Here is a 13380-nt window from a genome sequence, read left to right as displayed (position 1 = left end):
AGAAACAAGCATGATGATCTCAACCGATTGGCAAGGCACGTTAATTATTATTATCGCCATGGCACTGGTCACCCTGCTCACACGCTGGGGTGGCGTGTTCGTCATGTCGTTTGTACCAATTAGCTACCGAGTGCAGCAATTTATCACCGCTATGTCGGGGTCGGTGTTAATCGCGCTGTTGGCCCCCTTAGCGGTGGAAGGTGACATGGGGGCTCGCGTTGCACTTTTGGTTACTGCTATCGTGAGCTTTACCACCAAAAAACCGTTGCCAGCAATCGCAGCAGGTATTACCGCAGCAGCGCTCACGCGTCTTATCTAAGCGGAGATTAAGGACAAATTTGTCCACAGTGAAAGGGCAATTTTGCCCTTTTAAACCCATGTACTCGACACCATGTGTTAGGTAACATTCATCAACAGGCCATACTCATCTATGTCTTTCCCACGCTTATCCGTTCTTGATTTGGCGCCCGTTTCTGACGGCACAGACTTCTCTCAGACTTTTCAGCGTTCAGTTGAATTGGCGCAAGCCGTCGAATCTTGGGGCTATCACCGTTTTTGGATGGCGGAACACCATAATATGCCTGATATTGCCAGTGCCGCCACCAGTGTGTTGCTCAGCCATATCGGCGCTCACACCCACTCGATCCGTTTGGGCTCCGGTGGTGTTATGTTGCCCAACCATGCGCCCCTTGTTATTGCAGAGCAATTTGGCACATTGGACGCGCTCTACCCAGGGCGGATCGATCTTGGGCTGGGACGAGCGCCTGGCACCGACTATCCGACAATGCATGCGCTAAGGCGCGATCCAGAGCGCATGGATCCCGACTTCGCTGAGCTGCTAGAAGAGTTGACGTTTTTTCTCGGTCCCGTATCCCAAAACCAACCCGTTGCGGCTTATCCTGGTAACAACACGTCAATACCGATTTGGTTGCTGGGATCGAGTACGTACAGCGCTCGTTTGGCCGCGCAGAAAGGACTGCCCTTTGCGTTCGCCGCACACTTCGCACCAGACGCGATGTCTCGAGCGTTAGCTTATTATCGTGATGAGTTTGTTCCGTCGCAGCACTTAGCAAAACCTTACGTGATGATTGGTGCTAACGTCATTGTTGCAGAGAGCCAATCGCACGCAGAGTATTTGGCGACGACAGAAAAACAGAAGTTTTTGAAAATGGTACGCGGCCGTCGTGAAAAGCTGCCCGCTCCGGTACACAGCATGGCACCGCTTTGGTCGGCGCAAGAAAAATTGCACGTTGAAACCCAGTTGCGAGAGTCGATTCATGGTGACAAAGCTCATGTTAAACACGCCATTGAATCACTGGTTGAACGGACTGGTGCCGATGAGATTATGGTCAACGCAATGGTGTATGATCAGAGCGAAAAACTGCGTTCTTATCAGCTATTGTCTGAGTTGATGGAATAACAAGATAGAGAAAGAATGGAGGCGCGTCCCGGAGTCGAACCGAGGTCCACGGATTTGCAATCCGCTGCATAGCCACTCTGCCAACGCGCCTTTTTAGAACAGCACTGAGGCTCAGTGCTGTGTTCGGCGCTTACTTTACGTATTCAGCACGAGGAGTCAAACAAAAATCCCTATTTTAGGCGTGTTCGCTGACAAATGCGCCAATTAGAGCAGACATTGTACGAAATGGTCGTTCAATATATAGTCGTCCACCTCTCGCCTGTCTTTGACGACGCTTACCCCTTATCTGCTAATGCTTGACCTTCAAAATTCACACCTTGCCAACCGGTTTGCATAAAATTGCGGATGTTCGCGTGATCATCCCCTGCCGGATGGTTGAGGACATCTTCACGATAATAACGCCCAAAGCAAGCGAGGGTTTGTGACTCTGACAGTTGATTCTTTTGGCCAAACGCAAAAATCTTGCAAGACCCATTGTTCTGATTCACCTCATTAAAGGTGTCACCATTGGTGAACGCGGTAGGCGTAAACATGTAGTAACGCTCAATGATTGCCATGGTCTGATCAAACTCTATCGTCTCCGGAGAGTGTTCAAGGGTGTGGATGAAGGTGGTGAGTTCCATTTGGTTAAGCTCCTTATGTCATAAAGGGCCAAGTCTACGGGATCGTCCTCGATGGCAAAAGGAGAAGATGGACCAATCAATCAGTATTTCAATGTAGACACGATTCATGTGGCACATCAAACACACAAAAACCATAACCAACCAAACACTTATGCAAGTGTAATATGTGCGTAAAGTCTAATTTCTTTTACTGATAGAAAAAAATAACTCGAAAAATCAATAGCAAAAGGGTTTACTAACCCGCAGCAATTTTGAAGCAATGTCTCATTATTGATACCAATGCAAGCCGAGAGGGTTTGATTTTATGGCAACGACGACTGGGTCAACCATCATCTTATGAAGATTCTGGTTTGTGATGACTCTAAAATCGCGCGCAAAGCGATTTTATCGAACATTGATACACAGGCAATCACTCTTTACCAAGCAGAAAATGGAAAGAGCGCTTTAGAGCGCCTTGCATCTGAGCCTATCGACGTCCTGTTCCTCGATTTGACCATGCCTGTCATGGATGGTTTCGAAGTGCTTGCCTCGCTACCTGTCCATGCGCACCCGACCCAGGTTATCGTGGTATCAGGGGATATTCAAAATCAGGCAAAACAGCGCTGCCGGGAACTCGGCGCCCACGACTTCATTGAGAAGCCGTTCAGCGCGATGGATCTTCACGCGGTATTTGAACGCTATGGGATCCCAGTGTGCCCTTCGGTGCACACACAGCCCACACGGCAGCTCTCCGCTCACGAGCTACTCAATAACATCAAAGAGATCAGCAATATCGCTCTCGGTGCCAGTGCCTCACTCATCGCAGAACAAACCGGGCGATTTATTGAAATGCCTTTGCCTAACGTTGCCTCCTTGCATCAATCGGAACTCAAAATGACGATTCAAGACATCGTCAACAATGCAGAATATCGCGCCGTGTCACAGCGCTTTGTTGGCAATGGCATCAATGGTGAGGCGCTCGTTTGCTTACACGGGCAAGGCATTGATCAATTTTCGGCTGTTACGGTTGACAACTTTCATGCCGAAACCAACGAAGCGATCCTGGATATTGCCAACTTATTAGTCTCCTCGTTTTTGGTGTCATTTAGCAAGCAGCTCGACATTGCTATCTCTTTGCGCCAGCCCATCGTGCTGGAAAAAGAGCCGCTACAACGGGCGCTAAGCTGCTCTCAGTTTTTAAACGGCTACGAGCAAGAGATATTTACCATTGAGTTTGTTTATCACGCCGAAAATCTCGATGTCGCCTGCGACGTGATTTTCCTTATGGACAATGACTCAATGAAGTCCATCGAATCCGTATTGGAGTGTGTAATGTGATCAAGCATGATATGGGGGATTTTCACTGGGCGATGCAGATCATCGGCGAACTGGATGCAGGGCTTATCGTCTTGGATAAGCACTACCGAGTCTTGGCGTGGAATTCGTTTATGCAATCGTACAGTGGCATTCGCGCCGAAGCGATCATTGGCAAAGTGTTGTTTGACGTTATGCAAGACTTACCTGAAACTTGGCTGCGTAATAAAGTCGACACCTCGTTTCGTTTGAACAGCCGCGGATTCTCTTGCTGGGAAGACCGCCCTTACCTGTTTAAATTCAAAAACTTCAGCCCAATCTCCAACGGCTTACCTGAGATGCGCCAAAACATCACCTTTTCCCCTTTAACGTCAGTGAACGGCGAAGTCTCTCATGTCAGTCTTATCATCAATGATGTCACGGACGTAGCGAAAAACAAAACCCACCTCATCGATTCCAATCAAAAACTGTCGGATCTCAGTCGCACAGACGGCTTAACTCAACTCTACAATCGCGCCTACTGGGAAAGTTGTCTTCAGCAAGAGTTTGATCACGCTAAAGTGACCGGGAAACCAGCGTCACTGGTTATTTTCGATATTGATCACTTCAAGCGAGTTAATGATAACTATGGTCATACTGTCGGGGACATGGTGATCCGCCACACAGCAAAAGAGCTCATCAAAGCCTCTCGTGGCAGTGATATTTGTGGCCGCTACGGCGGTGAAGAGTTTACGGTTATCTTACCGGGGACGTGCTCTGAGCAAGCGCTCTATTTTACGGAGCGCCTTAGAAAACGTGTCGAACAGTCGATTGTCGAATGCGAAGGGTACTCTGTTCGCTACACCATCAGCCTCGGGGTGTGTGAGTTGACTGAACAACAACCCAACCACCTAACCTGGTTACAACATGCAGACAAAGCGCTCTACTATTCCAAAGAATCCGGACGAAACAGATCAACCGAGTTTGATATGTCGTTTTTGAAATAGCGCGACTCGCCATTCAGTGAACGCCGCTGTTATGTTGACTTTTGCTTACTGACAATACTGGTGATGACCTGCGATTTGGCTGCCTCACTGTGCTTTTTTTTATCACGATACATCTGTTGATCGGCGAGTCTGACCGCGTCTCGCATCGACACTGGGTGCTTCGCCGTTGATTCAGAGACACCAATACTGATCGAGACGTCATCGCGGATTTCCGCCAGACGTTCAATCAGACGTGGCACATAGGTCTTCTGCGCATCTTGCTTTTTACAGCTTGGCATCAACACAACGAACTCATCGCCGCCAAAGCGAAAGCTTTTGTCAATGCCCCTAGAAATCCCTCGAATGGCATCCGCCACCGCAATCAAAACGTTATCCCCCTCCTCATGACCAAAGTTATCGTTAAACGCCTTGAAACTGTCAATATCCATATAGAGCACCGTAATACTGTCACCGTGTGCGCGACACTCTGTGAAGAGCTTTTCTGCCACTTCTTCAAATGCGCGTTTATTGTATAAATTGGTGAGAGGATCTTGGCTTGCCATCAGTTCAATATGCTTGGTCCTTTCCCTGACCATCTCCTCCAATTCATTGACGTATTGGTAGGATTTATTCCGCTCCATCTCGATTTCATTCATCATGCTTTTTATATAAGTATCAAAGACATAAGAGACATCAAAATCTATCAAACGGCTTAAAATTTCGCATTGATAATTGGCTATGGTGGTATCAGAAATATTCGAGCGGATCGTCGATGAAAGCACTTCTTTGAGGTAACTGACGGCAGACAAATAGAGTTTTGGATCAACGCCAATTCGTTTGTGTACCAACCCGATTCTCAATCTATGTTCAACGTAGTCAAGATCAACTTCTTTGGAGAATAAATCAATCACATACTGACGCAGAGCGCTCATGAGGCGTTGCAAAGTACCAGCATCACCAATTAAAGTCTCTACATCAGGGGTGTTCGTCTGATGCTCATAAAAGCCTGCAACGATTGAATCTAACTGGCGAACTATTACGCCTTTCAGTGAACGTAGCTCCACTAGCTCACTCGACGTTAGGCGAAATAACTGAAGCCGTTGTTTGAGCTCAGATTCTGAGATCTGTTGTTGCTCAACCAAGGATTTATCTGTAATTCTCATTGCTTTGCTTCCATAGCCAACTCATGCTTTAGTTTAGACTATAAAACCCAATGCATAGTAGTTTTTTCATTCGTTAATTCAATGAATTACATAGCCATTAACCATATAAGAGTTATGGGTATAGGCCATTTAAGAAGTGAGGTGAACCGGTTTATCTACAAAACAACATAGCGCGTCAATCGAGATCGGCTTCGAGAACCAGTAACCTTGATAGTAACGACATCCCATGGCTCGAAGTTCAGTAAATTGTTTCTGTGTTTCAATACCTTCCGCAACAGCATCATATTTGAACGAGTCTGCTATCTTTATCATGGATTCGATAATGGCCTTACCTTGGACAGTGTCCATTTGATTGACAAAACTACGATCAATTTTAATTTCATCAACTGGGATATTGACCAGATGGTTGTAAGAGGTATAACCGGTACCAAAATCATCCAGAGAAACATGACAGCCAAGTTCACGCAAAATCTCAATACTTTTGAGATGGAAATCTTTCATCTGAACAAAGAAGGTTTCCGTGATTTCTAAACAAACTAAATGCTCTAGTACACGATACTGGCGAAGTAGGCGTTTAAAATCGTTGATAAATTGTTTATCAAGAAGTTCTCGTGATGAAATGTTGATAGACAACCGAAAATCATTCGGCAATTTATCACGATAGGTTTGATATGTTTTAAAGCACGCTTCAACAACCCACAGATCAATGTCACGAATCAATCCATATTGTTCTGCGACCGTAATATACACCTCAGGTGAGAGTTGACGTAAACTCTCCGAATGGCACCTCAACAGTGCTTCCGCGCCAACAATTTGCTCTCTCTCGGCATCGTATATCGGCATAAACAGCAAGTAGAACTGCTCACTCTGTAGCGCCATACGCACACTGTCTGCAATTTGATACTCTTCTTCATGAGCCATCATAGTGTCGAAGTTGAATTCGGCGGATCGCTGCTCATTTCGCTTGGCAATATTGACAGCAAATCGCGCTCGCTCTAATGCTTTGACGCCCGTTTCAGGTAAAAAGTCACTGGATACGTAGCCAATGACGATTTCCAGCATTAGATGACCAATCCCATCAAGATTGACACCTAAATCATTCAAATCAAGTAAATACTGAGACTGCTGAGAAGTTAAATTCTCACCCACACACTCGATCAACAATTCATCTTCTGTCACCCGATAAATCGTCAGCTTATGATTAGGTAATTCTCGCACCATTTTTTGCCACATTCGTTCCATAACTTTGATGACCGCGGGATTACCAAAATGGTGGTTTAAGGCGTGATAGTTACTGATCTTGACCAAATACAGTTTCACGGGTTCATTGTATTGGGCTAGAGCTGAATAATTTTTGACAAAGTGCTCTACCGTGTAAAAGCCTGTTTTCTTGTCTCTATAAACATTATCCTTGGCAAGGAGCAGGAGTGACTTAGTATAAAAAAGGTAATGTGCCAAACAGCCCACGAGAAGAAGCGGCCAATAAAAAAACATCACTTTAACAAACGTTGATTCATTGTGGATTTGCCAACTAAACGAGAGGCTTTTAATCGTCATCCCCCACTCTCCGTCCGCTTTGACAGGAACACCTCCAGTGTAGAACTCAAGTGCAACGAGTCGGCTAAAATCTAAATCGGCTTGCTCATAAGGGATATCAAACAGCTCCTCCCACCACGTTTCGACCCGAAATCGACTCAAAGGGATAGACTGGGTGCTTTTAGGTTCAAACCGTACAGCTTGATATTTGGTATCTTTGACAGCGTAATGCTCGGATTTCTCATTGGTTAATAAGGATTTAGCAAAGATCGTGACCCCCGGCTGCTCTGTGGTACCCGACCAAAGCGACTCAACCTCCACATTCAGCGTTGCTTTGGTACTGAGGGACAAAAAATGGCCATTTTGTACGTCATGAGGTAATGGGAATACGATGCCGCACATGTCAAGCTCTGCTTGAGGTGCATCACTACAACGTATCGACACACCTCGTTCAGAGACATTGAGTAACTTAGCACCCGCGTCATTGTTTCCTGCGATAAGCGGCGCAATATTTGCGTGACCTAGTACCTGGAAAGAGGCTTGATTTAGCGGTGAGCGAATGATGGCAAAAGCCACAAGCGCAAACGATAAACTGGCTAAAAAGAATAACAGGTAATGTCTAACTACTTTTTTTTCTTTACTGTCCATGTGAAAAACCACGCAAGGAAAATACGTCAAACGTACTGAGTGGTCTCATTTCCCCTTGGCAGCATAAAAAGGCAAAGAAATGTGACATTCAGCGAATAATTATCTGATAAATATACAAACTTATCATTGCCTTGGCGAGAAGTAGCCCGCTAAATTGCACATAAATTGATTTATATCACAAATGGATCGCCGCGCGGAATTTGCCATACACATATGAATTAGCAAGTCATAAAACGACAATGCCCCGCGAAAGCGAGGCATTGTTCAGTCAACTTGGATAATGATTTGGGGCAGACTATGGCATCACCATTTCTTCATCAGTCTACCGACTAGATTTGGATGGTAAGACCAACAATGATCAAACATGCTCATCAGCTCTGGGTTTCCATACTTTGACACGCTCAAGGCGTGGAAGCGGTTTTGGTTCTCTTTTAAGCCCGCGACCTTATCCAGTACTTCTTGTGACTGTTTCGGGGCAATAAAGTCCGAAATCACCACCATATCGGCGTTTTTGTACTTTTCACTGCTCATCAAATCAATCGATTTAAGAATCACGGGCTCAAGATCCGTGCCGCCGTGAAAGCTGTAAGACAAGAAATCACTCGCTTCGCGCAAACCGTCTTGACGTGTCAGCTCGTAGGTAATCTGCTCCGTAGAAAACAGAATAACAAAGCAATCGCGATCATCCGCTAGCGCGATTTGCATTAAGGCGTAGGCCATCGCTTTGGCACATTGCTCTGGCGCACCTTTCATAGAGCCAGAGGCATCCACACAGACGATAAACGGTCCTTTTTCAATCTCAATACTTTTACTGTCAGGCTGTTGAGCCGTCACTTTTCGCAACGTGCGATTTTTCCCTTGCACGCGATAATTCATCAAACGTTTATCCGCTAGGTGCTTGTAAAAAACCACCTCAAGCTCCGGGTATGCCAAAAACATCGTCTCGTTGGGCAGTAGCTTGTTGAGATCATCACTTTCGTGGATACCGACAATGTCATCCGTCGCTTCGTCGGTTTTCTCTTCCACGACTTCAATCGCTTCCACTGGCGCTTGGTTTAAATCAGGATCATTGACTTGCCCCGCCATACGACCGAGTTGCTCAGCAATTTTTTGTAGCCCGCTGTTCTTTTTCAAAAACTCCGCGTGTTTTTTCATGGTGCCAAGATCGGTTTTGCTCAGCTTCGCCGCAGCCATATCCCACAGACGCCCGACACTCGCTTCGTCTCCCTCTTTCGCGACGTTATCCATGTTTTTCATGGTTTCCATGCGTTGATAGAGATCTTTGAGGGCTTTTTCTTTGCTCGCTTCTAGCTCACTCAACTGGGCAGTTTTTATCGCATCTACCAAGCTTTTGTACCATTGATCGCAGAAATAGTGGGCGAACATTGGGTTCTTAACCCCTTTATTCTTCTCTACAAGACGCCTCGCCTGCATGTAAAACGCTGAGTGCCATTCCAACTTTCTAATGACCTCAGGCAATTGAGCGTGAAACTTGGCTTCATCCCAATAAATGACTTCTTGATAAAGCGCGAGCTCTTGTTGAAAACGTTCCGTTTCACACACCTTAGTGATGCGTTTTTTGACACTGCCGCGCCATTTCAGCAGATGATTTTTCACCGAGGATTTCATTCCTCGGTTCTCAGCCATGATCATCACTTGTGAGCGCGCAACAATATCGTTCATCGCGCTTTCAACGATGCCCGAATCGGCGATCATTAATGCTAAATTAAGTCCATCTGCACCCAGCACAACGTTTCCCCTTACTCAAAAACCGGTGGCAAAGTTTGCAATCGATAAAGCGCTTTTTCGCTCTCTGATTTGGCCGCTTCCAATGCTTGGGTTAAGCCTTGTAGCCCAGCTTCCATCTCACGAGGGATCGCCTCGTCGATAAAGTTGTGTGGCAGTGCAGCGTGGAAACTGGAGCGCGCTTTACGCAAGCGATGCTCTGCTTCTTCTAACGATTTCAACGCCTGCTCTGAACGCGTTAACCAAGTTTGGAAGCGGTCTTGGTCTAGCCCTTCACTCTTGACTGGTGTCAACAATACTGCGCGATTCGCAATGTCTTTAATGACTAAGTTATTGGCTGCATCCACATCAAAACGAAGACGACAAATCGCCGTAGATTGATTGACATAACCACTCACTTCGCCGTGGCCATCACGAACCAGTTTTTCGAGATCGGGTTTACTGACGAACACACAGCGACTGTCACCTTTTTCGGATTCAGACACCGACATATTGGCCTGAAGCAGGACCAACTTGATAAGCCCCGGAGTCACACCCACTTTGTATAAACGTGCATCGGAGAAATCGTACGACTGAACCTGCTTCTTCAGTAATCCCGTTGAAGATTCAAGAGAGAGTTGAATAGCAAACGTCTCTTCGAGTTCTTCTTGAACGTCTTGTAGCGTTTCACGGCAGAGGGTAATTTGTTGCTCTACCTCTTGCTGATCAAACGCGTAATTGAGCGCAAACTGACGAATGACGCGGCGCACCACATCACGAGATTCAGGGCTGTTCCATAAGCAATCTTGTAGCAGCAACAGATCCAATGCGTTGATCGCATCGCGGCCGTTAAAGTAGGCACTGGCTTTCAACAGCTTAACGGCTTTTTTCCAGCGTCGATCAGACACATACATGTCCTTATCCACACTCGAACCGGGCACTTCGCCAGTCTCTTTCTCAAGTAAGCTTTTGAGTTCAAACAGCTTTTCAAACACATCATCGCTCAGCTCAAGCGTATCAAGCTCTTGCTGCCAGAGGTGGTATTCTTCATCGGTAATCGCCAGGCCTTCTGGAATTTTGGCTTCTTGCGTCGTGCCAACGGTGAGCATGGATTTGAAGTTTTGCTTATTTTGAATTCGATTAACAAACAAACGCACCAGCATGCGGTCATAGAGTGCCTCGAGACCACTGTCTTCATCAGGCAATTCATTTGATGCCGACACTAAAAGACGCATGGGCACTTTCTCAATATCACTGCCATTTTTAAACGTTTTCTCGTTCACTACGGTCAAGAGTGTGTTGAGAATGGCGGGGCCGGCTTTCCATATCTCATCGAGAAAGACGACTTGCGCGGTAGGTAAATATCCATTGGTCAAACGTACGTAGCGGCCATTGTCTTTCAGCTCTTGTATGCTTAGCGGGCCAAACACCTCTTCTGGTGTAGAAAAACGTGTCATCAAATATTCAAAATAGGACGAGTTATCAAACGCTTGAATCAAGCGCTTAGCAATCAAACTTTTTGCTATGCCTGGAGGGCCCAGTAGAAAAACGCTTTCACCGGCCAGGGCCGCAAGTAAACACATTTTGATGGTATCTTCACGTTCGTAGACACCGTCAGATAGGGCGTGAGCCAACTTATTGATTCGTTCCGACAGTAACGCTTTTTGCGAGTGGGGGACTCTATTTTGACTGAACATTATTGGGCGATCCTCGGGGCGCTAAGCGAGCGTAATGTATAACGTGCTTTATACATTTGTTATTACTTTGTTACAAGTATAGTTTATTATAATCAGCCCTTTGTTATATCAGATTCGCTTTTTACTTAATTTTCTGTAATCAATGTTTGCATATTTGCGCGATTCATCACACCGAGTTATTAATCCATTCCAACGCATCGCTCTTCATTACTTTTCATCGGGTGCCGAAATGGGTAAGGTAGGGTCAACATGCTAGGGACACCACATACCCAATGGACAAACAAACCACGATTCACACCTGGAAACGGATTGCTCTTATTGAAGAACCCGTGACCTTACCCAATGGTCAACAGATTACCCATACCACGATTTCTCACCCGGGCGCGGCGGTCATGCTGCCTATCGATGACAATGGTGATATCGTCATGCTGAACCAATATCGGCCGTCTCTTAAAAAGTGGCTACTTGAACTCCCAGCAGGCACGCTAGAAGCGAACGAAGCCATTGTCGACTGCGCTTCACGTGAATTGGAAGAAGAAACGGGCTATCGCGCCTCAGAGTGGATTTCTTTAGGGCAAGTCACACCGCTCGCAGGTTTTTGTGATGAGATTCAATACCTTTTTGTGGCCAAAGGTCTCACAGCTTCTAAACGCTTAACGTGCGATGATGATGAAGTGATTGAGGTACTGACTTTATCGCTGCGCGACATAGAACAACGCATCATTTCTGGTGAGATCACCGACGCCAAAACCATCGCATGCATCAGCAAAGCGAAACTGTGCGGTTATCTCTCTTGAATTTCGTTTTCCCTCATTAATAAGGATAGGCTATGGATTTTCGCTCTGACACCGTGACTCAACCCACTCAAGCCATGCGCGAAGCGATGGCCCATGCTGTCGTTGGCGATGATGTGTACGGCGATGACCCGACCGTCAACGAACTTGAGTCTTTCGCGGCCAAGCGTCATGGGTTTGAGGCTGCACTTTTTACCACATCTGGCACGCAAGCCAACTTACTGGCGTTGATGGCACACTGTGAACGTGGCGACGAGTACTTATGTGGGCAACAAGCGCACAACTATCGCTATGAGGCAGGTGGCGCTGCAGTGCTTGGCTCAATTCAGCCTCAGCCGATTGAAAACAACCCGGATGGCACGCTCGATTTCGACAAACTTCGAGCCGCCATCAAGCCCGATGATTGTCACTTCGCTAAAACCCGTTTACTGAGCTTGGAAAACACCATTAATGGTAAAGTTTTGCCACTCGATTACCTGACCCAAGCGCGAGAATTTGTCGACCGACACGGCTTAAGCCTCCATTTAGACGGTGCTCGCGTATACAACGCCGCCGTCGCGTTGGATGTTGATGTCACTGAGATCGCGCGTCACTTCGATTCCATGACCGTATGTCTTTCTAAAGGTCTCGCAGCACCGGTGGGCTCTTTGCTGCTCGGCAGTCACGCCTACATTGCCAAAGCAAGGCGCATCCGAAAAATGCTCGGTGGCGGCATGCGTCAAGCTGGCATATTGGCTGCTGCAGGTAAATTAGCGCTGACTGAGCAGGTAGCTCAACTTTCGATTGATCACGCTAACGCCAAACAGCTCGCGCATGCCCTAAATGCATTGCCCGGTTTTTCCGTCAATCCAGAGTTCGTGCAGACCAATATCGTCTTTGCCAAACTAGAGAAACACCTTGATATAGAGGCTATCGCAGAAGCGTTGGCCAAAGAGAATATTCTCATCACACCATCCAATCCCATCCGCTTTGTTACTCACAAAGATGTGACCCAAGACGACATTTCCACACTCTGCGCGCACATTCATCGCGCGCTTTGATCTCACCCATTGAGCTTCCCCCTAGGGGAAGCTTTATTCTCGGACCACACACACCGACACTGAGAGTACAAATGAATCGATCGATACGCCACGTATGCCTGCTAGCCACGAGCACAGCGTTAACACTCGCTAGCGGGGCACATGCGAAACCTTTCGGCGACGCGCAGCTTGGACAAGTCAAATCACCCAGTTGCGTTTTTTGTCACGGCAGCACCGGTCAAAGCGCCAATCCCAATTACCCTCATCTCAACGGGCAAGATGCCACTTACCTGTTCAACGCGATGCGTGCATACCAACTTGATGAACGAACTGGCCCACTCGCGCAGATGATGAAAGCGCAACTTTCCAAACTCAACGAACAAGACTTACGCGATATTGCTGCGTTTTACGCCGCCCAAGAAGATTAATTACACCTCAAATAAAAACCGCTTCTCAAGGGTTGTACATCGCTATTCAACACTGGCGTACGGTCCTAT

12 protein-coding genes and 1 tRNA gene are annotated in these 13380 nt (G+C 46.7%); 7 read left to right on the top strand and 6 right to left on the bottom strand.

Annotated elements, in window-relative coordinates; all coding sequences use genetic code 11:
- Window positions 1-10 precede the first annotated feature (10 nt).
- Both AC6R10_RS16695 and AC6R10_RS16690 read left to right on the top strand, forming a co-directional pair.
- Window positions 11-319, top strand: coding sequence for an AzlD family protein (locus AC6R10_RS16695; protein WP_500672933.1), 309 nt, complete (start codon window positions 11-13; stop codon window positions 317-319).
- Between the two features lie 111 nt (window positions 320-430).
- Window positions 431-1420, top strand: coding sequence for an LLM class flavin-dependent oxidoreductase (locus tag AC6R10_RS16690; RefSeq protein ID WP_500629499.1), 990 nt, complete (start codon window positions 431-433; stop codon window positions 1418-1420).
- Between the two features lie 16 nt (window positions 1421-1436).
- On the opposite strand, the gene AC6R10_RS16685 is transcribed toward AC6R10_RS16690, so the two are convergent.
- Together AC6R10_RS16685 and AC6R10_RS16680 are read right to left on the bottom strand one after the other, a co-directional pair.
- A tRNA-Cys gene (locus tag AC6R10_RS16685) sits at window positions 1437-1510 on the bottom strand.
- A gap of 185 nt (window positions 1511-1695) precedes the next feature.
- Window positions 1696-2043 carry a HopJ type III effector protein gene (locus AC6R10_RS16680; RefSeq protein ID WP_500672967.1) on the bottom strand — a complete coding sequence of 116 codons (348 nt, stop codon included), beginning with the start codon at window positions 2041-2043 and terminating at the stop codon, window positions 1696-1698.
- Window positions 2044-2379: 336 nt separating this feature from the next.
- On the opposite strand from AC6R10_RS16680, the gene AC6R10_RS16675 reads away from it, so the two are divergent.
- Window positions 2380-3360 carry a response regulator gene (locus AC6R10_RS16675; RefSeq protein ID WP_487902269.1) on the top strand — a complete coding sequence of 327 codons (981 nt, stop codon included), beginning with the start codon at window positions 2380-2382 and terminating at the stop codon, window positions 3358-3360.
- A gap of 11 nt (window positions 3361-3371) precedes the next feature.
- The gene (locus AC6R10_RS16670) at window positions 3372-4322 is read left to right on the top strand and encodes a sensor domain-containing diguanylate cyclase (protein WP_500672968.1); all 951 of its coding nucleotides are present in this window, start codon (window positions 3372-3374) and stop codon (window positions 4320-4322) included.
- Window positions 4323-4351: 29 nt separating this feature from the next.
- Here AC6R10_RS16670 and AC6R10_RS16665 read toward each other — a convergent pair whose 3' ends face one another.
- The 4 genes from AC6R10_RS16665 to AC6R10_RS16650 all read right to left on the bottom strand — a co-directional run bounded on the left by AC6R10_RS16665 (window position 4352) and on the right by AC6R10_RS16650 (window position 11070).
- Window positions 4352-5464, bottom strand: coding sequence for a GGDEF domain-containing protein (locus AC6R10_RS16665; RefSeq protein WP_500672966.1), 1113 nt, complete (start codon window positions 5462-5464; stop codon window positions 4352-4354).
- 129 nt (window positions 5465-5593) lie between these two features.
- The gene (locus tag AC6R10_RS16660; protein ID WP_500672965.1) at window positions 5594-7648 is read right to left on the bottom strand and encodes an EAL domain-containing protein; all 2055 of its coding nucleotides are present in this window, start codon (window positions 7646-7648) and stop codon (window positions 5594-5596) included.
- A 303-nt stretch (window positions 7649-7951) separates the two neighbouring features.
- Window positions 7952-9397 (bottom strand): ATPase RavA stimulator ViaA, encoded by a 1446-nt coding sequence (viaA, locus tag AC6R10_RS16655; RefSeq protein WP_500672964.1) that lies wholly within the window; start codon window positions 9395-9397, stop codon window positions 7952-7954.
- Between the two features lie 11 nt (window positions 9398-9408).
- A complete protein-coding gene (locus AC6R10_RS16650) occupies window positions 9409-11070 on the bottom strand; it encodes an ATPase RavA domain-containing protein (protein ID WP_500672963.1) in 1662 nt (553 codons plus the stop codon).
- A gap of 272 nt (window positions 11071-11342) precedes the next feature.
- Between AC6R10_RS16650 and AC6R10_RS16645 the strand changes: the two genes are divergently transcribed.
- The 3 genes from AC6R10_RS16645 (at window position 11343) to AC6R10_RS16635 (ending at window position 13311) form a co-directional block, all read left to right on the top strand.
- Window positions 11343-11867 carry an NUDIX hydrolase gene (locus AC6R10_RS16645; protein ID WP_487902273.1) on the top strand — a complete coding sequence of 175 codons (525 nt, stop codon included), beginning with the start codon at window positions 11343-11345 and terminating at the stop codon, window positions 11865-11867.
- Window positions 11868-11899: 32 nt separating this feature from the next.
- A complete protein-coding gene (gene ltaE / locus AC6R10_RS16640) occupies window positions 11900-12904 on the top strand; it encodes a low-specificity L-threonine aldolase (RefSeq protein ID WP_500672962.1) in 1005 nt (334 codons plus the stop codon).
- 71 nt (window positions 12905-12975) lie between these two features.
- Entirely contained in the window at window positions 12976-13311 is a 336-nt protein-coding gene (locus AC6R10_RS16635) for a c-type cytochrome (RefSeq protein ID WP_500672961.1), read from the top strand.
- Window positions 13312-13380 lie beyond the last annotated feature (69 nt).

The sequence above is a fragment of the Vibrio sp. R12-SG2-ISO1 genome (genome assembly GCF_059834045.1).
This window is presented reverse-complemented; position numbering and strand designations above follow the sequence as displayed.

What these genes read in the sequence shown, in the direction of transcription:
- AC6R10_RS16695 (WP_500672933.1), top strand. Translation starts at nt 11, where the DNA reads ATGATGATCTCAACCGATTGGCAAGGCACGTTAATTATTATTATCGCC.
- AC6R10_RS16690 (WP_500629499.1), top strand. Translation starts at nt 431, where the DNA reads ATGTCTTTCCCACGCTTATCCGTTCTTGATTTGGCGCCCGTTTCTGAC.
- AC6R10_RS16680 (WP_500672967.1), bottom strand. Translation starts at nt 2,043, where the DNA reads ATGGAACTCACCACCTTCATCCACACCCTTGAACACTCTCCGGAGACG.
- AC6R10_RS16675 (WP_487902269.1), top strand. Translation starts at nt 2,380, where the DNA reads ATGAAGATTCTGGTTTGTGATGACTCTAAAATCGCGCGCAAAGCGATT.
- AC6R10_RS16670 (WP_500672968.1), top strand. Translation starts at nt 3,372, where the DNA reads ATGGGGGATTTTCACTGGGCGATGCAGATCATCGGCGAACTGGATGCA.
- AC6R10_RS16665 (WP_500672966.1), bottom strand. Translation starts at nt 5,464, where the DNA reads ATGAGAATTACAGATAAATCCTTGGTTGAGCAACAACAGATCTCAGAA.
- AC6R10_RS16660 (WP_500672965.1), bottom strand. Translation starts at nt 7,648, where the DNA reads ATGGACAGTAAAGAAAAAAAAGTAGTTAGACATTACCTGTTATTCTTT.
- AC6R10_RS16650 (WP_500672963.1), bottom strand. Translation starts at nt 11,070, where the DNA reads ATGTTCAGTCAAAATAGAGTCCCCCACTCGCAAAAAGCGTTACTGTCG.
- AC6R10_RS16645 (WP_487902273.1), top strand. Translation starts at nt 11,343, where the DNA reads ATGGACAAACAAACCACGATTCACACCTGGAAACGGATTGCTCTTATT.
- ltaE (WP_500672962.1), top strand. Translation starts at nt 11,900, where the DNA reads ATGGATTTTCGCTCTGACACCGTGACTCAACCCACTCAAGCCATGCGC.
- AC6R10_RS16635 (WP_500672961.1), top strand. Translation starts at nt 12,976, where the DNA reads ATGAATCGATCGATACGCCACGTATGCCTGCTAGCCACGAGCACAGCG.